13 protein-coding genes, 2 pseudogenes and 1 riboswitch are annotated in these 18138 nt (G+C 57.0%); of the genes and pseudogenes, 10 read left to right on the top strand and 5 right to left on the bottom strand.

The window, feature by feature from the left end; all coding sequences use genetic code 11:
- Positions 1–29: 29 nt before the first annotated feature.
- The gene (locus tag ACRSCF_RS24500; RefSeq protein ID WP_012203653.1) at positions 30–1076 is read right to left on the bottom strand and encodes a porin; all 1047 of its coding nucleotides are present in this window, start codon (positions 1074–1076) and stop codon (positions 30–32) included.
- A 327-nt stretch (positions 1077–1403) separates the two neighbouring features.
- Between ACRSCF_RS24500 and ACRSCF_RS24495 the strand changes: the two genes are divergently transcribed.
- Positions 1404–2936 (top strand): hypothetical protein, encoded by a 1533-nt coding sequence (locus ACRSCF_RS24495; RefSeq protein WP_244387262.1) that lies wholly within the window; start codon positions 1404–1406, stop codon positions 2934–2936.
- A gap of 122 nt (positions 2937–3058) precedes the next feature.
- Entirely contained in the window at positions 3059–3682 is a 624-nt protein-coding gene (locus ACRSCF_RS24490) for a winged helix-turn-helix domain-containing protein (RefSeq protein WP_225971062.1), read from the top strand.
- A gap of 171 nt (positions 3683–3853) precedes the next feature.
- Here the strand turns inward: ACRSCF_RS24490 and ACRSCF_RS24485 are convergent.
- From ACRSCF_RS24485 to ACRSCF_RS24475, 3 genes and pseudogenes are all read right to left on the bottom strand, one after another.
- A pseudogene (locus ACRSCF_RS24485) lies at positions 3854–4107 on the bottom strand (chromate transporter); the annotation flags it as partial.
- 186 nt (positions 4108–4293) lie between these two features.
- Positions 4294–4704, bottom strand: a complete 411-nt coding sequence (locus ACRSCF_RS24480) for a DUF190 domain-containing protein (RefSeq protein ID WP_017405063.1) — start codon at positions 4702–4704, stop codon at positions 4294–4296.
- On the bottom strand, positions 4704–5999 hold the full coding sequence (locus ACRSCF_RS24475) for a voltage-gated chloride channel family protein (RefSeq protein ID WP_012203660.1): 1296 nt from the start codon (positions 5997–5999) through the stop codon (positions 4704–4706). The genes ACRSCF_RS24480 and ACRSCF_RS24475 overlap by 1 nt, the downstream gene beginning before the upstream one ends.
- 77 nt (positions 6000–6076) lie before the next feature.
- A riboswitch (Fluoride riboswitch) is annotated at positions 6077–6143 on the bottom strand.
- 170 nt (positions 6144–6313) lie between these two features.
- Between ACRSCF_RS24475 and ACRSCF_RS24470 the strand changes: the two are divergent.
- From ACRSCF_RS24470 to ACRSCF_RS24460, 3 genes and pseudogenes are all read left to right on the top strand, one after another.
- Positions 6314–7137, top strand: a pseudogene (locus ACRSCF_RS24470) (IS5 family transposase).
- The gene (locus ACRSCF_RS24465; RefSeq protein WP_012203663.1) at positions 7134–8588 is read left to right on the top strand and encodes an ATP-dependent nuclease; all 1455 of its coding nucleotides are present in this window, start codon (positions 7134–7136) and stop codon (positions 8586–8588) included. The pseudogene ACRSCF_RS24470 and the gene ACRSCF_RS24465 overlap by 4 nt, the downstream one beginning before the upstream one ends.
- Positions 8581–9429, top strand: a complete 849-nt coding sequence (locus ACRSCF_RS24460; protein WP_016453766.1) for an HNH endonuclease — start codon at positions 8581–8583, stop codon at positions 9427–9429. The genes ACRSCF_RS24465 and ACRSCF_RS24460 overlap by 8 nt, the downstream gene beginning before the upstream one ends.
- Before the next feature lie 588 nt (positions 9430–10017).
- Here ACRSCF_RS24460 and ACRSCF_RS24455 read toward each other — a convergent pair.
- Positions 10018–11070 (bottom strand): DMT family transporter, encoded by a 1053-nt coding sequence (locus tag ACRSCF_RS24455; protein WP_012203665.1) that lies wholly within the window; start codon positions 11068–11070, stop codon positions 10018–10020.
- A gap of 586 nt (positions 11071–11656) precedes the next feature.
- On the opposite strand from ACRSCF_RS24455, the gene ACRSCF_RS24450 reads away from it, so the two are divergent.
- The 5 genes from ACRSCF_RS24450 to ACRSCF_RS24430 all read left to right on the top strand — a co-directional run bounded on the left by ACRSCF_RS24450 (position 11657) and on the right by ACRSCF_RS24430 (position 18136).
- Positions 11657–12859, top strand: a complete 1203-nt coding sequence (locus ACRSCF_RS24450) for a TolC family protein (protein ID WP_012203667.1) — start codon at positions 11657–11659, stop codon at positions 12857–12859.
- A complete protein-coding gene (locus ACRSCF_RS24445) occupies positions 12856–13440 on the top strand; it encodes a hypothetical protein (protein WP_012203668.1) in 585 nt (194 codons plus the stop codon). The genes ACRSCF_RS24450 and ACRSCF_RS24445 overlap by 4 nt, the downstream gene beginning before the upstream one ends.
- Positions 13437–14546, top strand: coding sequence for an efflux RND transporter periplasmic adaptor subunit (locus tag ACRSCF_RS24440; protein ID WP_012203669.1), 1110 nt, complete (start codon positions 13437–13439; stop codon positions 14544–14546). Before ACRSCF_RS24445 ends, ACRSCF_RS24440 begins: the two co-directional genes overlap by 4 nt.
- Before the next feature lie 17 nt (positions 14547–14563).
- Complete coding sequence (locus ACRSCF_RS24435; protein ID WP_012203670.1) at positions 14564–17695, top strand: efflux RND transporter permease subunit; 3132 nt, start codon at positions 14564–14566, stop codon at positions 17693–17695.
- 66 nt (positions 17696–17761) lie between these two features.
- On the top strand, positions 17762–18136 hold the full coding sequence (locus ACRSCF_RS24430; RefSeq protein ID WP_012203671.1) for a hypothetical protein: 375 nt from the start codon (positions 17762–17764) through the stop codon (positions 18134–18136).
- The last annotated feature ends 2 nt before the right edge of the window (positions 18137–18138 follow it).

The following is an 18138-nucleotide window of genomic DNA, read 5'->3' as shown; positions in this document are numbered from 1 at the left end:
GTCACATTGCAGACTGAAAACCTGGCTCTTTAGAAGGAATGACGAATACCGACTTCTGCGCCAGTAGAACTACCGCCTCCAGCCAGACCAGACGCCCCGCCGACCAAGCTGAAGTTCGCACCACCCTTGTTCGTGATACGGGCGATAGTGCCGTAGACAGCCGTACGAGTCGACATGTTGTGGACGTAGCCGATTGCGTACTTGTTAGCATCGCTCTGGTTGTACCCAACGGGGCCCTTACGCGAATCGGTGCGCACATAAGAAGCTCGGATGTAGTCCTTGCCCACAGGCACCGTCACACCAACTTGCCAGCGATCTTCTGAGCCCGCAGCACGAGAGCCATAAGTTCCAAAGGGCAGATCGTCACGCTGGAAATAACCCATCAGAGTCGCTACACCGAAGTTGTACGACGCTGCTGCACCATATTGCTTGAGCTTGGCACCAGCAGTCGTGACATCGGTTGCACCGTACGAAAGCGAGAGGCTCAGAGGACCGTTGTCATAGGCCAAACGCCCAGCCATGTGTCGACCAACTTTGGTCAGCGGATCTTCGTCCATAGCGTACATTGCTTCCGCTTGGAAACCCGCGAACTTCGGAGAGAAGTACTGAATGGCATTGTCGTAACGATAGTACGACGCGATTGTGCCAGGCAAGCGGCTGGTGACGTTGGAGCCGGCCAGGCCGATCACATTGAAGGGATCGAACTTGGTTGCATTGATGGAAGCAGGCGAGAAATCGCGACCCAGGCGAACTTCACCAAAATTGCCCATCAGGCTGATCGTCGAGCGACGCTGGAAGAATTTTCCCGTCGAGCTGAAGGTGCCGGTATCGGCATTAACGTCAGACTCAAGCCAGAAACCAGCTTTCAGGCCTCCGCCAAGATCTTCTACGCCACGAAAACCGAAGCGGCCGGACGACAGACCGCTGTTGTTCATCGTCAGGTTGCTTGGAAGATTGCTGTTGTTCACGTAACGCGTGTTCACGTCAACGATACCAAACAGGGTGACGGAGGATTGAGCACTTGCACTTGCAGCAATGCCTGCCAGCGACAACGCAACTATATGTTTGAGGTTCATGATCAGTTTCCTTAAGAAAGCGGTAGGTTGATGCCTGCTTAGGCCATCAAACGGAATCCTAAACGTCACACAAAAAAATATCGCTCAGTGAAAAGGAATGAGCATGTTTGCGCAAGCCAAAACTGCGCATTTCCATCGTTCATGAACCCTCTTTCCAACATCTCAAGCTGCAGATCTGATTTCTGATAGTTCCGAGGCATAGCGTTTCATGAAAATTGCAAATATGTCATTTTTTTGAGTGGAATATGCCATCACAAATTTGTTAGTGTCTTTGAAAAACTAGGATTCGGATTTTTTGCTCAACTTATAGTGATTCCGGGAGATGTGATGCGGAGAGAGGATTTACAGCTCAGGCAGCTTGCGAAGACTGGGGATACAGAGGCATGCTTAAAGCTTGGTGAAGCATATTTAACAGGCTCACCTGGGATAGCCAAAAATACTTCCATCGGGATTTCTTATCTCAGATTGGCGATCCCAAAAGCCGAACAAAGAGTTGCTTCCTGCTTAGCAAAAAATCTATCGCTCCGAGAGCTCATCAGCGAGGACCTGGCTTTCGCTCTTAGGCAAGCTGCTGAAGTGGATGAGATCGCTAGATTAAAGTTGTCAGCCTGGCACTTTCTTCGTTGCGAGCCAGATATGGGAATTTCCTGGCTACGCCGATGCCAGACCAGACTTATTGAGAGCAATGCTATCGATAGTCAAATTCCATCTGTTTCCAAGATATTGGAATCCTTATATGCACTACGTGTTATTAATCCGAAAGATGTCTCTTATGTCATCGAAAGCGAGGCTCGATCCGCACTAGATGAAAATCGCCTCGACAAGAGCATACAGATGATATCAATGCTCTCAATGAGCTGCCGATCTGTTGCGCTTGACCCAGTTTTTCATCAGCTGATATGCGACATTGTTGCGTATGCAGAGAAATTTAGGCGCGATTTGGGTTGTCTATCCAAGAGTATGATCGAGCAGAGCTTAGAGCGATGCTCTGCAAATGGCGATCTCAATGCGTGCCATATTTTGGGAAGATCACTAGCCGGATATCCATGCGGTCATTTACCGGCGGATCGACTTGTGCGCTCACAAAATCTCAGGAAATCCGTTGCACTCCTCTTGCGATGCGCCGATGCTGGCATGTCTATCGCTTGGCTGCATCTATTTAGAATTTGCTCCGATTACCGCAGCTCTGTAGCAAATCCAACAATGGCAAAATTTTGCCTCGAAAAGGCGGCAAAACATGGAATTGTAGAAGCAGAACGCTGCCTCGGAATAATTATTCTCAGAGAATCCTTGGATATAGATTCAATGGCAACCGGAATGAAGTTACTTCATTCTTCTGCCCACAAAGGGGATTCACTGGCTAAGACTTTGCTTTGCTCCTTCGTACTTCCTGTTTCTGGCTTAGAAGAAGATGCCGAAGCAGCAATATTAGAAATCCAAAGCGTTACTCCCATGCTGGCGATGCGACTGCGACTGGCAAGAGCTTTTGTACTGACAAAGCTCGAAGCCCTGTCCATGAATATTACAACCACCATTCGGCCATGGGGTTTGGTTTTAGAAAAGAACACCCTCGTTGCGAAGGGAAAGCTCTCCGAACCAAGAGTTATTCCTGCAACTAGCACTTATGCGATGAACTGCCTTGATATCGCATCAGCTCTTTTTACATCTAATTCGTTGGAGAGCACGATATTTGAAGGATCGCTTAGAGCGAGATCGCTGCAACTGAGGAGGTTGCTCCAGAAGTTGCATGTACAGGAGAAAATTTTCTTTTCTTCAGCGTCTTCCCAAGAAAGAGAAAGCACCAGAGTGGGGGCTAAATGGGCAAAGGTGCAAAAAGAAATCCTAAAAGAATCCTTCTAGGTGCAAATGTATAAATGCGAATAGTTGTAATTAGATCTTATGAAGATTTTCCACAATATCTCAGAGAGACTTTGCATAATTTCGAGCTCACAATAGAAGAATTTATCGACTATGACTCAGGTATGAAGTTCGCCATAAGCAATAATATTGCCATCATACTGGTTTATGAGAAACAGTCATATTTGGAGAAGGTAGAGTTATTCTGCAGGCAAGGCCCTGATAAATATCTCCCAGTTTCGGCCATCACAAAAATCACACATAACACTGGCCACCAGCTATTTTTAAGAGATAAAAAGACATTATCAATGTCGCGTATCAAAAACAACGAAGAGATCATAAAAATTGTTGAAAAAATCAAAGCCGGCTTGCTGCGTGACTTGAGAAACAGAGAGTTTTATAATTTAGAAGATCTCGTGCTTGATTTGTCGAAACAAAGAGCAGAACGTGGTGGTAAGAGACTTGACCTAACCAAAGGTGAGTTTTCGTTGCTATTGGAATTCATGCGTCGATCAGGACGGGTTTTATCCCGAGAGTATCTGGCGGTACATGTTTGGAAGAAAGAAGGCGAATTTACGAAAAATATGGTTGATGTTGCAGTACGCAGACTACGAAAGAAGCTAGACGACAATCATGAGTTGAAGCTACTCCATACTCGAAGGGGTGTGGGATATATTTTAGAAGTCCCCGCAGCCAAAGAATTGGAGCCGGAATCATCCACTCGAGATTCAGAGACACAAGCGCCTTGAACGAAAAAGTGGTGCGCCGTTTCGTATATTGGGTGTAACTGTGCTGCCTCGCAGAGAGTTGAGTCAATTAAATCGACGCAGATCCCACACACTCGCTTAAATCAAACCTCGCCAACAGAACTAGCCCAGCTCTTATTTCGCAACTGTAGAGACTCGATGTTTCCAATGCGCGCCCGCCAAGATTACGCCCCAGGTGCGGTGCAACAGCCAACCGATGTAGATCTCCAGCTGGTGCGCGTCCGGACCGGTCAGCAACATGCTGTAGTTCAGCGCATGCAGGAACCGCTTCTTGGAAATCCAGCGGCGGCAGCCCACCAGTTCCTCCTGCATGTGGAAATCTGGCCAGCAGGACCTCCAACGCTGATGAAGCCAATCTTCACCCGAAAGCGCACGTGCGTAATGGCTCTGAGCACTCGGTGCGCCACTGCACTTTAGTTTGTGCCCCCTCCCGAACGGGGGAGGAGTGAGCGATCGGCGAAAGCACGGGGCTCTGGGCTGATGCGCCGCGGCCGTCAAGGGCTCGTGAAGGTCTGCATGCGAGCCGCTGCAGCCGCTCAGAATCTGTGCACCAACAACAGGTTCACAACGAACAATTGCCGCTCACCTCGCCGTCATTGTTCATCCGGCGGCGGCTTGGTACCCCGGCGCGCCTCCCCCGGAAACCGGAACGGCCCAAGCGGAAGCTCGGCCAGAAGCAAGACCGCGTGCACCTTGTTCAGCTCGCCTGCGTGCTCATGCATAAAGGCGCGCAAGCGCTGCTCAGAGTCCAGCAGTTCCAGGCATTGAGGATGTCGCATGTCGAGCACTTCGGCATGGCTGTGCGAGAGACGTTCGCCCGGCAGGTAGCCCGAGCTGACCCGATGCAGCATGGCCTGGCGGATGTGCGCGTTCTTTGCTGCAACCAGCAGGTGATGAGCCAGCGCAGGCGCGCTCAGGCGGTGCCAGAAGCGCGTGGCCTTGGCCGTGCTAGCGCCCGGGAAGTACAGACGCAGAGCTGCCAGCGTGGCCGGTTTGGTGCTCATCATGCTGGATCCTTGGTCTTGGTTGCCTCCACATCGCGGCGTGGAACTTCGGCCCCGGTCAGGCTGCGCCTGTGGTGCTTGCTGTGGCCAATGCGCTGGGCGTGGTAGATGCCTGCATGCCCGGAGAACAGGTAGGCGGTGACGCAGCCGATAGCCGCCAGTGGTCCGATGCCAGCGCCGAACAGCTCCATCGCCATCAAGGTAGTAGCAATGGGCGTGTTCGCCGCCCCCGCGAATACTGCAACAAAGCCGATGGCGGCCATGAGCGCGAACGGCATATGCAGCAAAGGCGCCAGGACGTTGCCCATGGTCGCACCGATGTAAAACAGCGGTGTCACCTCGCCGCCCTTGAAGCCCGTCCCCAGCGAGGCGACCGTGAACACCAGCTTGCCCAAGAAGTCCCATGGCAGCATGGGCTCTTGGAAGGAGCGAGCGATGTCCGGAATACCCAGGCCGATGTAGCGGTAGGCGTCGAGCGCCCAAACCGCCGTGGCGATGACGAGGCCGCCGAAGAAAGGCCGCAGTGGCGGGTATGCGATCAGGTGTTTGACCAGCGCGCCGATCTTGTGCACGGCGGTGGCAAAGAGCATTCCGACCAGGCCAAAGAGAATGCCGGCGATGATGACGGCGACCACACTCCAAGCATCGATATTGTTCACGGCGCTCATGGCGTAGTGGGTGTGGTGGACTCCCCAGGCGGTGCAGACCTGATCGGCTACGAAGGCTGCCACGATGCAGGGAAACAGCGCGTCGTAGCGCATACGGCCGATGGCCAGCACCTCCAGACCGAAGACTGCCCCGGCCAGCGGCGTGCCGAAGACCGAAGCGAAGCCGGCGCTGATTCCGCTCATCAGCAGCACGCGGCGATCGTCTTGGTGGAGTCGGAAAACATGCGTCAGCTGGTCGGCCAGAGCGCCCCCCATCTGCACGGCGGTGCCCTCGCGCCCGACTGATGCGCCGAACAGATGGGATATGACGGTGCCGCCCAGTACCAGCGGCACCATGCGTAACGGCACCACCTGCTTGGGGTCGTGAATCTCTTCGATCAACAGGTTGTTGCCGCCGTCCACCCGCTTGCCCAACAGGAAGTAAACGAGGCCCACTGCCATGCCTGCGAAGGGCAGCAGCCAGATGATCCAGGGATGGGCCTCACGCCAGGCCGTCGCCAGGTCCAGGGACAGCAAGAAGAACGCGGAAGCGGTGCCGGCCAGGGCCGCCACGAGGGTGGCGAAGATGAACCACTTGCCCAGATAGGGAAGCAGTTCAAGCTGTTCGAAATGGGGGAATTTGCGCATTGGTCAGGTAGCTCGAATTAATCGGCCTGACCAACGACGAGTTGCATGCGCGAGCGCCTACAGCCCTGAACAAGCCAGGTTCTGTAGGCGTCATCAGCCGCACTAGTGCGGCGGTTTTAGAGGCACGCCATCTCTTTGCGCTGCATTATAGGAAAAAGCATGGATGCTGTGCAGTACGCGCCGCGAGATGGCCGGTGTTTTGATTTATTAAAGTCGTAAACATGCTAAAGAGTGGCTAACACCACTTCGTCACAGGCCCCCGCAGAGCAGTTACGCTCGCTGCCCTCATGGCATGACGACCCGTAAGCAAAGAACTGTGGCTACAGCTACAACCCCTGATCCCAGCCTTCGTGCCTTCTGCCAAAGGCGATGCGCGCAAACTCGCAGTCAGCGATGAAGCCGTCCTCAACGGCATCTTGTTCGTGCCGCAAACAGGCATTCCATGGGAAGACCTTCCCCAATCGCTGGGCTACGGCAGCGGCATGACTTGCTGGGGGCGCTTGCGCGACTGGAACGCCGCTGGTGTCTGGGAGCCGCTGCACTAAGCCATGCAGACTTGCTTGCGTGAACATGACCAAATCGATTGGAGCCGGGCCAGCATTGATGACTCCTCGGTACCAAGCCCCAGGGGCAGGAAACGGGCCCAAACCCCACTGACAGAGGCAAGCTCGGCTCCAAGCGGCATATCGTCGTAGATGCCAGAGGCATCCCGCTGGTGATCTTGGTCAGCGGCGCGAACCGGCACGACTCCACGATATTCGAGAAGTGCGTGGACGCGACTCCTGCGATTGCTGGCCTGCCAGGACGTCCCCGTAGAAGACCGGCAAAGCTGCACGCCGACAAAGGCTACGACTTCAAGCGATGCCGAGCCCACCTGAGGCAGCGGGGCATCATTGGCCGCATTGCCAGACGAGGCATTGAGAGCAGCGAGCGCCTGGGCAAACACCAGTGGGTGGTGGAGTGGATGCACAGCTGGTTTGCAGGCTTTGGCAAGCTGCGAATCCGCTTTGAACGACGGCTGGATATCCACGAAGCGCTGCTGAAATTGGCGGCAGCGGTCATCTGCGCGCGCTTCGTGGATCGGTGGTGTTCGCCAGTCTTAAGCCCAGATATAATAAAATTTAGGGAGGAGAGATGAATTTCTACAAGAGTACTAAAAACCGCGACTACGTCCTGCCGCAGGGAGCAGAACTCCCGTGTGTCGTTTACATCGTAGACAACTGGGACGACTACAACTTCGAGACGTTGTACCACCTCTGTCTGTTCAAAAAGAGCGGGGGCAAAGAAGTTCTTGGGGATGTGAAGATTCTCCAGACCAACAGTCGGAACACCAAGATCCCCGATTCGTTCCCTTCTCTTGGTCCTGAGTTCTTTAGCCTTGGTCAGGACTTGGAGTACTACGAGAACATGCGCAAGCATCTCCCGAAAACCCATCGCAAGGTATTGGATGCTTTGAACGACGTCGTCGTGAAGCCGCAGTTGCTCGATGAAATCGAAACGTCGAGTGGCTTCCGCAATTCGCTGATTCGATTCAATGATGCTAAGCTAGCTTTGCGCGACGGACTGGCAACGCTTGAGGAGCGGCCCTTGGAGAAGGGCTATAGGTTCATGTACTCGGGCAAGATTCCAGGCGCTGAAGAGGGAGTGTCCATAGACGTGGACCTTCAGCCAGATGACCCTGTGCCAGGCCGAATCCTCGCGATCATTGGTCGCAACGGAGTGGGGAAGACTCAATTTTTAGCCCAGCTTGCACGAGACCTTGCGACGACAAAGCGGGTGTCGATAGAGACAGCCAGCCAAGTAGAGTCTGCTTTTGAGCCTGCCAGACCTCTTTTCTCACGAGTCATCGCGTTGTCCTTCAGCGCATTCGACAAGTTCCAGCGCCCCGAGCCGGAGAAGTACTTCAGCTATATCTACTGCGGGGTGCGTGATGACAGCGGCGGAATTTCTAGGCGAGCACTTGAAGCGAAGCACCTTGAGTACCTAAAGCGCATCGTTGAACAAGACCGTGAGGACCATTGGGAGCAGCACGTTGCGAACGTAATGGGCGTTCCGAAGAAAATTATCTCCATTACGGAGCACATCGAGGAGCTTGAGAAGAGCCTGCCGCCCACCATGAGCTCCGGGCAGTCCATCCTGGCCTACTTCATTTCGGCTGCACTGGCTTACCTCAAGGAAGGGTCGCTGGTCATCTTCGACGAGCCCGAAATTCACCTGCATCCCAATGCAGTTGCGCTGCTGATGCAGACCTTGCAGGCACTGCTGAAGGAGTTCGACTCGTACGCAATCATCGCGACCCATTCACCGGTGGTGATCCAGGAGGTTCCCCGCAAGCGGGTCATTCGGTTTGAGCGTGAAGGCAACATCACCACTGGCAGTCCCCTCGGCCATGAGTCATTTGGGGAGAATATCGCCGAGCTGACCCGCCTGGTGTTTGAGACTGTCGAGATTCCAAATTTCTATAAGAAGACATTACAGGCGCTGGCCAAGAAACACGATTTCGACACGGTCGCCAAGATGTTCGACGAACAGCTAAGCCTGCACGCAACGGCGTACCTTGCCTCGCTGTACGAGGACGGGGATGCATAAGCTTACCCTTGCAGCCGGTCTCCCGAGAGAGCATTTTTCCGGTATCGTCGATGGGAAAAGCGGTGACCGAGGCGCCCGATTGACGGACATGCTACCGGTAGTCCAAGCTCACTATGGAGTCTTTGAGGCTGCCTATACAGTGGCGGACATCAGTGGTGTGGCTCAGGGCACTTGGACGAAGACTGAACGTGAAGACCTGCTGCACTGCTATGAGACCACGGCCAAGGCTCTGCAGCAACTGAAGACGCTGATTTTAGACAGCCAGCCGGAAGGCATTCGAGAGGTTTGCCCTTACTGCGGCATCGGTGGCCCCAGGCAGTTTGACCACTATTTGCCAAAAGAGAAGTTCCCCGAGTACAGCGTCCACTCGTACAACTTGGTGCCGTGCTGTGGCGTCTGCAATGGCAAGAAGGCCGATATCTGGCTGCAGCCCAACAACACCCGGACATTCATCAATTTTTATCTCGACTCTTTGCCTGCAGTGCCGATGCTCGACGTCACGGTTCAATGGTCAGTGAAGAACGGCAAGCTCGTCCCGGTGTCGATATTTCAGTTAGTCTGTCCAGCTGGGTTTGGAGCAGCTGAGTTCCAGCTCGTCTCGAATCACTTCCAGAAGCTGGGTTTGCTCGCAAGGTACAAGGACCAGGCGCACACTGAGTTCCTTGCCATTCGAAATGCTGCGCTTTCCAGAGAGGCGAAGACTGTAGTGGTGCTGCGTCGGTTTTTGGGAGAATTTGTCAAGAATTGGGAGCAGACTTTGGGACCGTTGAACTGGCGCATCTCGCTCTACCGAGCGCTGATTGCACACACAGACTTCCTGCAGACTTGCCTCAAGCCATAGGCTAACAGTTTGGACTGTCCCTGATAGGGGAGACTGGCCTGCGGTGTATCGGCACCACCCGATCGCCTGCGACGGAACGGCGGGTCTGTCCGATACCGACGTTCAGCGGGAGCTCAAAGAACAGCTGCAGCGCTGCCATATGGAGTGGTCCCGGTCTAGTAGACAAACCCCAGCCTCAAGCCGAGGCGCGTTCAAGCGTCTCAGATCTAGCGCCGGTCAGAGGTAGCAGTGGCGGGGAGCTTCGCCGATGGTTGCGTTTTTTAAATCATCCATCCTCTGTGCGATTTGCTCTCGGCACAGCAGGTGATGCTGCGTGCGGCGGATGTCTGCCTGTGTTTCCGACATTAGCTAGGCCCATCGATCGTCGCGGACGTACGAAGGCCGCATGAATGCTGGATCCCAGTTTCCAATTAACCCAAGAACAGCCGGCGCGGGCATAGCGTCGGCTTGCGGCTAAAGCAACCGTTTGAGCGCGCTGGAAACTCCATTGAGCATCTCCAGCGCTGGAGCGTGACACCCTCTACCCCTGCGGGACAGGAGGCTGCAATCACGATGCGAGAATCTTGCGCAACGTCGAGCAGGCATTGCTCAATGCACATGCCGATGATGAATGTCCGGGTAGTGCGGATGCCTGTGAGTCAGCACCTCGTGCGTATGGGCATGGACATGAGGTTCTTTGCCGCCCCATTCAGCGCCATGGCCATGTTGATGGTGCTCATCATGTCGGTGGCTGTGCGTATGCACGATCGGCTCATGCGAGTGCTCATGCTCATGACGCTCTCGCAGGTGAAGCCAAACGCCGATGCCCATGAACACTGCCGCCGCCCAGAACAGCGTGGAGGGCGCTTCTTGCAAAATGGCGAACGACAGTGCCACACCGAACAGCGGTGCGACGGAGAAGTACGCGCCGGTACGAGCGGTGCCAAGGGTTCGGAGTCCGACAACGAAGAGAGTCAAGCTGAGTCCATAGCCCAGGAACCCCACAGCCATGCTTGATATGACAGCTGCGGGCTCGGGTTGCTGAGCTCCCATGTAGACAGCCAACGCAGTGTTGCAGACTCCGGCCAACAGACCTTTGCAGCACGCAATGACCATTGCATCATTCGAAGACACTTGGCGCGTGAGGTTGTTGTCGATGCCCCAGCAAAGGCAAGCAGCCACGACGAGCAATGCATGGGGCGAAAGTGAAGCGCCACCGGGTTGCCAGGAAAGGAGCACACCACCCACGACGATGGCGACCATGCCGAGCACGATGTGCCGGTCAGCGTTTTCCTTGAAAACGACCCATGCAATCACGGCGGTAAGCACCCCTTCGACATTAAGAAGCAAAGATGCTGTCGCACCCGATGTCTCGGTAAGGCCCCACATCAGAAGCGCCGGGCCCAGCATCCCGCCGAACAGTACTGCGCCAAGGAGCCATGGGATGTCCTTCTTCGAGATACCAACCGCCGGCGCTTGGTCGGGCCTGTCCCAAAGTTGCCGGATGGCGAGCAATGCACCAAGACCGATGCCGCTTCCGAGGTACAGCAGTCCCGCCAACAACAATGGCGGCACATCTCCAACGAGGAGCTTAGCGAAAGGTGTGCTGGCACCGAAAAGGAGGGCCGCAGCCAGGGCAGGAGATGCTGAGCGGACGGACATGGGATGAACTTTGGAGCTGATTGCTCTCAATCCTAAGGGTCCCCCACCGAAGGGCCTGCCCGATGTTCGGCATACCCCGTTTGCCAAAATGGCCCTAGCGAGTCATTGGCATACAGCTTTTTGCACACGAACAGGTAGACTCCCTCCCCGTGCGTAAATCACTCATCCTCGTAGCAGTGCTCTTCGGGATGCTCTGGCAAAGTCTTGCCATAGCAGGCTCGGCTGTCTATGGAGAGGATTTCGAGCACACGCTCATGCACTGGTCTGAGGCAGGACACCATCATCACGATGATGGGTCCTTCCACGAAGCTGATTCGGACGACGCCAGCCAGCACGTCGCTCTGGACGCAGTGTTGAGCCTCTCGGCCCTGCTGCCCTCCATGTCTCTCAGTCTTCCTCCTGCAGATGCTGGGCAGGTGCTGACGCTGCACGACGCTGCGTTCCCCAGCCCGTCTCCGCACCGATTGCGAAGACCTCCCCGTCTCCTCCTCTGAACTTATTGGTCGGCATGCCTGATGGCTTGCCGAGCCCGTGGCGTGCGCGTTTGAACGCGTGCTCGTCACTGCTTTAAGTCACGAGGTGTACCTTGAAATCCGTTTTATTGGCCTTTGGCATCGCCATCGGCCTGGGCGCTGGCATGCCCTTTGCCAACGCCCAATATGTGACGTTGTCGCAAGCTGTTGATGCGGCTTGGCAGCGCACCACCGACTCACAGGAGTCATCTGGCCAGGTCCGTCGTGCAGGTGCTGAGCTGGAGGTCGCCAGGTCCTTCTGGTCAGCCGCTCCCACACTTGAGATTGGCCACCGAGACGACCGGCTGCAATCGAACCGCGGAGCGAAGGAGACCGAACTCGGCATAGCGCTTCCGTTGTGGAGGCCTGGACAGCGCGGCGCCCGCCTGGACGCAGCGCAGGCAGACCGAGATGCCGCAGAAGCATCCATAGCAGCGGGCCGATTGCGTACGGCAGGCGCCGTACGCGAGGCAGCATGGAACATCGCAATCCAGCGAGCCGAGCTAGAGGTATCCAAGGCACGGCAGTCAGCCTTGCGGTCCCTCAGTGCGGACGTTGGGAGAAGAGTCGACGCAGGAGAGTTGGCTCGGGCCGATGGCTTGGCGGCGCGAGCAGAGATGCTAGGAGCGCAAGCTGCTGTTCTGGCCGCAGAGCAGCAACTCCAGGCTGCAACCCAGGAGTGGTCAGTGCTAACAGGCTTGACCGCAATACCGGAACCGACGCTTGAGCCTGATGTCATCGGTCCGGAAGAGCATCCAGCCTTGCGCTTCGCCCGGTTGCATGTCGAAGCGGCGCAACGCCGCCTGAAGGCAGTGTCTGCGTCGTCGACGGCATCACCGGAGCTCATTGCCCGAGTCCGTCAAGACACCTCCGGCCGAGCCGAGGCCAGCAGCCATTCGTTTGGACTGGCCGTGCGCATTCCCCTCGGAGCATCCAAACGCAACGCGCCATTGGTCGAAGCGGCAATGACAGCGCTCAATGTCGCTGAGGCGGCCGAGCGCCAGTTCAAGGACCGGCAACAGGCGGCACTGACAACGGCAAGGTTGACCGAGGCCAACGCACAACGACAACTGAAAGACGACCGCAAGCGGGCGGCCCTGTTGTCTGAGCGGGCCCAACTGATGGAGCGGGCATTCGCGGCTGGTGAAGGCGCGCTGCCTGAGACGCTGAGGGCCCTGTCCGCAGCGCAGGACGCTGCCGCAGCAGCCAAGCGCCAGGAGGCGGCGGTTGGTCTTGCCCGTGCCAAGGTATTGCAAGCGCTAGGAGTTACCCCATGAATTTCAAAAAACACTGCATGGGGTACGTTGCTGCAGCCCTGTTTGCATTCGCCGATGTCAGTCTCGCGGCCCCTGGTGCCCATGGTCCCAATGGCGAGCATCTTGACGGGCCCGCTACTCAGGTCCAGGGCAGCAGCGCTCCGCGCCTGGAGACACGCTCCGAGTCGTTCGAAATGGTTGGGCGTCTCAGCGTTAGCGAATTCTCTATGTTCATCAATCGGTATGAGACCAACGAGCCCGTGCTGAATGCGCAGGTGGAACTGGAGCTGGGCAACCTCAAGGCCACCGCGCCATTCCATGCAGACCAAGGGGACTATGCAGTCGCTGACGAGGCCTTCCTCAAAGCGCTTGCCGCCCCTGGTGAGCACGCGATGGTCATCATGGTCACGGCAGGCAATGAGGCAGACCTGCTCGACGGAACGCTGGTTGTTCTGTCAGAAAGTGCCGAACACGGCCACGGTCACCACATGTCAAACGCCATCAAGGCTGCCATCGTTGCAGGCCTGGCACTTTTGTTCTTGATTGGCTGGGCAGTCATGCGTCGGAAAGCTACCGCCAAGAAGGCTGGAGTTTCCCAATGAAGTACTTCCTTTCAGCTCTCATGGTCGCACTGTGCGCCTCCGTTCACGCCGCTCCTGGTGCGCATGGCCCCAATGGCGAGCATCTTGACGGCCCCTCCGTCCCCACAACGTCCAATAGCCTGAGCCGATTGCCTGACGGTAGCGTCAACGTACCGATGCTCGCCCAACGACGATTGGCGATTCGGACCACGTTCATCACCGAGCAGGATGCCGGCGTGACGGTGCAACTGCCTGCTCGCATTGTCATGGACCCCAATGCAGGTGGTCGAGTGCAGACGGCGCTGGGCGGCCGCATTGAGGCAGGTCCCAGAGGGTTGCCTGTCGCGGGGCAAGCGGTACGCAAAGGAGATGTCCTCGCCGTTGTCGCGCACCAGCCAGACCCCATCGCACTGGCGAACCAGCATGCAGCCTTGGCAGAGCTCCGCAGCGGCCTGGAATTGGCTCGCCAACGAGTCAAACGGCTTGAAGGCCTCGAAGGGTCTGTACCTCGCAAAGACATTGACGCAGCTCGAGCGGAACGCTCAGGTCTGGAAGCTCGGTCATCCGCAGTGGGGGCCAGCCTGAGCACACGGGAGAGGTTGGTGGCTCCGATAACCGGAGTGATCTCCCGCGCGGATGCCGTGGCAGGACAGTTCATTGAGCCACGCGATGTGGTGTATGAGATTGTTGACCCGGGCCGTGTACTGGTGGAGGCATCGACAGCCGATGCAGCGCTGGCGGGCAAGCTGTCCTCCGCCTCCTTGTCAGGCATTCCAGATGCCGAACTCCAACTCATTGGAGCCGCGCGCGCCTTGCGCGATGGCGTGTTGCCACTCACGTTCCGATTGAGCTCCAAGCAGGCGCTTGCCGTGGCTGTGGGTCAGCCGGTCACAGTGCTGGCCACCCGCAAAGACACGACCAAGGGCTATGTCCTGCCGGCGCAAGCTGTTACCCGGAACGCTGCGAATGAGCCCGTCGTTTGGATTAAGTCCGGAGCCGAGCGGTACATACCGCAGCCAGTGCAGTTTCGCCCCTTGGATGCCCAGCGCGTGGTGGTCACGCAAGGTCTGGGCAGCGACAACCGGGTCGTGGTCCAGGGTGCACCGCTGATTGCACAAATCCGCTGAGCCCAGGAGACACACTCATGTTCAACTGGGTCGTTAGAAATAGCCTCCACAACCGGCTGTTCGTACTGGTCTTTGCGGCCATTTTGCTGGTCTATGGAGCCATTACCGCTTGGCGCACGCCGGTGGATGTGTTCCCGGACCTCAATAAGCCGCTTGTCACCGTCCTCACCGAGGCCGGCGGCATGGCCCCTGAAGAAGTGGAGCAACTCGTCACCTTTCCGTTGGAGACGGCGCTCAACGGGATGCCCGGCGTGACACGGGTTCGCTCCATGTCCGGAGTGGGTCTGTCCATCGTCTACGCAGAGTTCGACTGGGGCACCGACGTATACCGCAACCGACAGTTGGTATCGGAGAGACTTTCACTCGCTCGCGAGCGACTCCCTGCCGACGTCAATCCGATGATGGGGCCAGTCTCATCCATCATGGGCGAAATCATGCTGCTCGCGCTTCCGCTGCAGGGCACTGAGGGAGGAACGGCCACGCCGATGGAGGCACGGGAGTACGCCGACTTTGTGCTGCGACCACGGCTGTTGTCGATTCCTGGCATCTCACAGGTGATCCCCATCGGGGGCGATGTACGTCAGCTCCGGGTCGAGCCCGACACCGCAAGGATGGCGCAGTTTGGAGTGTCGCTCACGGAGGTCGAGGACGCCTTGCGCGGGTTCTCGTCCAATGCGGGGGGCGGCTTTATCGACCTGAACAGTCGTGAGTTCCTCATTCGGCATGTAGGACGAACGAACCGTGTTGAAGACTTGCAGGGCATTGCTGTTGCATGGAGAAACGGTCGCTCCATTCTCTTGGAGCAGGTTGCACAGGTCTCCTTTGCCGCTGGTATGAAACGTGGTGATGGCGGCTACAACGGCGCGCCTGCTGTGGTCGTCAGTGTGCAAAAGCAACCTGCGGGCGACACAGTCGTTCTGACGCAAGCCATCGAGTCGGCTTTGGAAGAGCTCAAGCAAGGCCGCCCAGCTGGCCTGCAAGAGCCGCGTGTGTTGTTCAAGCAGGCGGATTTCATCAAGGCGTCCGTGGGGAACGTCAGTGAAGCGCTCCGTGACGGCGCCATCATGGTAGCCATCGTGCTCTTTGCGTTCCTGCTATCAGCGCGGACCACACTTATCTCCCTCGTCGCCATCCCGCTCTCGCTGGCGGTGACGGCGGTAGTCTTCAAGCTGCTCGGACAGTCCATCAATGTGATGACATTGGGAGGCCTGGCCATCGCCATTGGCGAGCTGGTCGACGATGCTGTCGTGGACGTGGAAAACATCCTGCGACGGCTGAAGCAGAACCGCCAGTTGCCCAGGCCACTGTCGACCATGGAGGTGGTACGCCACGCCAGTATCGAAGTGCGCTCAGGCATCGTTTACGCCACCATCATCGTGTGTCTGGTGTTCGTTCCTCTGTTCGCTCTTCCCGGCATCGAAGGGCGGCTCTTCACACCGCTGGGCATTGCCTACATCGTCTCCATCCTGGCATCGATGCTGGTGTCCATGACCGTCACGCCGGTGATGAGCTCCTACCTGCTGCCAAAGATGCGCCGTATTGACCATGGTGACAGCACATTGGTCACGCATTTGAAGCGCTGGGATGAGGCGCTGCTGAGCTGGTCCTTTCCGCGCACCAAGATACTGCTTTGCGCGGCAGCTTTGGCCGTTGCCGGTGCAGCAGCGAGCGTGCCATTCTTCCCGAGGGCGTTTCTGCCGGCTTTCAACGAAGGCTCCCTGGTTCTCGGAATGGTCTTCAACCCCGGGACATCACTGGCAGAGGCTAACCGGATGGGCTCACTGGCTGAAACACTCATCAAGGAGGTTCCAGAGGTAACGCAGGTGGGGCGTCGTACCGGACGTGCGGAGCTGGACGAGCATGCGGAGGGTGTGCACTCTGCAGAAATCGATGTCGACCTTCGCCGTAGTCAGCGGGACCGAGAAGCCATCATGGCTGACATCCGCGGCAAGCTTTCCGTCTTGCCCGCGCAAGTTGCCGTTGGCCAGCCCATCTCACACCGGTTGGACCATCTCTTGTCGGGCGTTCGCGCGCAGATTGCAGTCAAAGTTTTCGGTGACGACACTGACACCCTACGTGGTTTGGCGGAGCAACTACGCCTGGGGATGTCGACCATTCCTGGCGTGGTGGACTTGTCTGTTGAGAAACAGGTGCTTATTCCCCAAATCACGGTGCGCATCGACCAGCGCAAGGCAGCGCAGGCAGGCATCTCTCCCGGGGAAGCCGTCCGTATCCTCCAAGCCCTGACAGATGGAGCACACAGCGCGCAAATTGTCGATGGCGTAAAGCGGTACGAGTTGGTGCTGCGTTTGCCAGATGGGGCTCGAACGCCCCAGGACCTGGAGCGTACCCTCATCGATACTCCGTCGGGACGTATCCCTGTGTCTTCCATCGCGACGGTCGAGCAGAACGACGGCCCAAACCAGATTGGCAGGGAGAACGGGAGGCGCCGCATTGTTGTCTACGCGAACACGGATGGCAACGATATGAGCTCCATCGTGAGCAATATCCGGAGCGTGATTGGCGGGGTGACGCTGCCGGCTGGCGCGTTCATCAGCCTTGAGGGACAGTTCCAAGCTCAGGAGCAGGCCGCGCAACTGATTGCCAGTCTATCCGTGCTGTCCCTGTTGCTGGTGTTCCTGGTCCTGTACTCCCGGTACAAGTCTGTCACGCTGGCGGCCATCATCATGGCGAACATCCCCCTCGCCTTGATAGGCAGTGTGGTCGCCATGTGGATTGGAGACATCAGCCTCTCTGTTGCCTCAATGGTGGGCTTCATCACGCTGGCCGGCATCGCGACGCGCAACGGCATCCTCAAGGTCAGCCATTACATCAACCTCTGCAAGTTCGAGGGGGAGACGTTTGACCAGGCCATGGTTGTACGCGGCTCACTGGAACGATTGACTCCAGTCCTGATGACTGCGCTCGTTGCCGCGTTTGCTCTGACTCCTTTGCTGCTGTCTGCCGACGCACCCGGCAAGGAAATTCTGCACCCAGTGGCTGTCGTCATCTTCGGCGGTTTGGTGAGTTCAACGCTACTCGACACATTGATGACACCGCTGATGTACCTGCGGTTCGGTCGCAAGGCGACAGAGCGTCTCATCACCGACCAACCGGAAGAATCTCACGACGTTCAACACGCGTACTGACGCGTGCACTCAGATAGGCGACACCGCAGCCTCAACTTGCGGTCAACTTGAAACTTGGAGATGGAAATGATGAATCGTAAAACTGCCCTGGCCGTCATGCTCGGCTTGTCTGCGTTGGCCTTCAATGCTTCCGCCCATGGCCCTAGCAAGGCCCAATATGGAGGCGTGGTTCAGACCGCTAGCGACCTGTCGTTTGAGCTTGCGAACGAAGGCGATAAGGCTGCGCTGTACATCGTGGACCACGATGCGCCTGCAGACGCCAGCAAAATGAGTGGCAAGCTGGCCATTCTGAATGGCACCGAGAAGAGCGAGGTCGAACTCAAACCGGTCGGGGGCAACAAGCTCGAGGCTACGACGAAGTTGGTGTCTGGTGCTCGCGTCGTTGCGACGGTGACCACGGCTGAAGGCAAGGTCATCACGGTCCGATTCAAAGCCAAGTAAGC

Origin of the sequence: Delftia sp. 11MD, from assembly GCF_050907895.1 — a bacterium.
Lineage (GTDB): Bacteria > Pseudomonadota > Gammaproteobacteria > Burkholderiales > Burkholderiaceae_C > Comamonas > Comamonas tsuruhatensis.
This window is presented reverse-complemented; position numbering and strand designations above follow the sequence as displayed.

Bases quoted from the DNA above. Each gene is read 5' to 3' on its own strand.
- ACRSCF_RS24500 (WP_012203653.1), bottom strand. From the start codon at position 1,076: ATGAACCTCAAACATATAGTTGCGTTGTCGCTGGCAGGCATTGCTGCA.
- ACRSCF_RS24495 (WP_244387262.1), top strand. From the start codon at position 1,404: ATGCGGAGAGAGGATTTACAGCTCAGGCAGCTTGCGAAGACTGGGGAT.
- ACRSCF_RS24490 (WP_225971062.1), top strand. From the start codon at position 3,059: ATGAAGTTCGCCATAAGCAATAATATTGCCATCATACTGGTTTATGAG.
- ACRSCF_RS24480 (WP_017405063.1), bottom strand. From the start codon at position 4,704: ATGAGCACCAAACCGGCCACGCTGGCAGCTCTGCGTCTGTACTTCCCG.
- ACRSCF_RS24475 (WP_012203660.1), bottom strand. From the start codon at position 5,999: ATGCGCAAATTCCCCCATTTCGAACAGCTTGAACTGCTTCCCTATCTG.
- ACRSCF_RS24465 (WP_012203663.1), top strand. From the start codon at position 7,134: ATGAATTTCTACAAGAGTACTAAAAACCGCGACTACGTCCTGCCGCAG.
- ACRSCF_RS24460 (WP_016453766.1), top strand. From the start codon at position 8,581: ATGCATAAGCTTACCCTTGCAGCCGGTCTCCCGAGAGAGCATTTTTCC.
- ACRSCF_RS24455 (WP_012203665.1), bottom strand. From the start codon at position 11,070: ATGTCCGTCCGCTCAGCATCTCCTGCCCTGGCTGCGGCCCTCCTTTTC.
- ACRSCF_RS24445 (WP_012203668.1), top strand. From the start codon at position 12,856: ATGAATTTCAAAAAACACTGCATGGGGTACGTTGCTGCAGCCCTGTTT.
- ACRSCF_RS24440 (WP_012203669.1), top strand. From the start codon at position 13,437: ATGAAGTACTTCCTTTCAGCTCTCATGGTCGCACTGTGCGCCTCCGTT.
- ACRSCF_RS24435 (WP_012203670.1), top strand. From the start codon at position 14,564: ATGTTCAACTGGGTCGTTAGAAATAGCCTCCACAACCGGCTGTTCGTA.
- ACRSCF_RS24430 (WP_012203671.1), top strand. From the start codon at position 17,762: ATGATGAATCGTAAAACTGCCCTGGCCGTCATGCTCGGCTTGTCTGCG.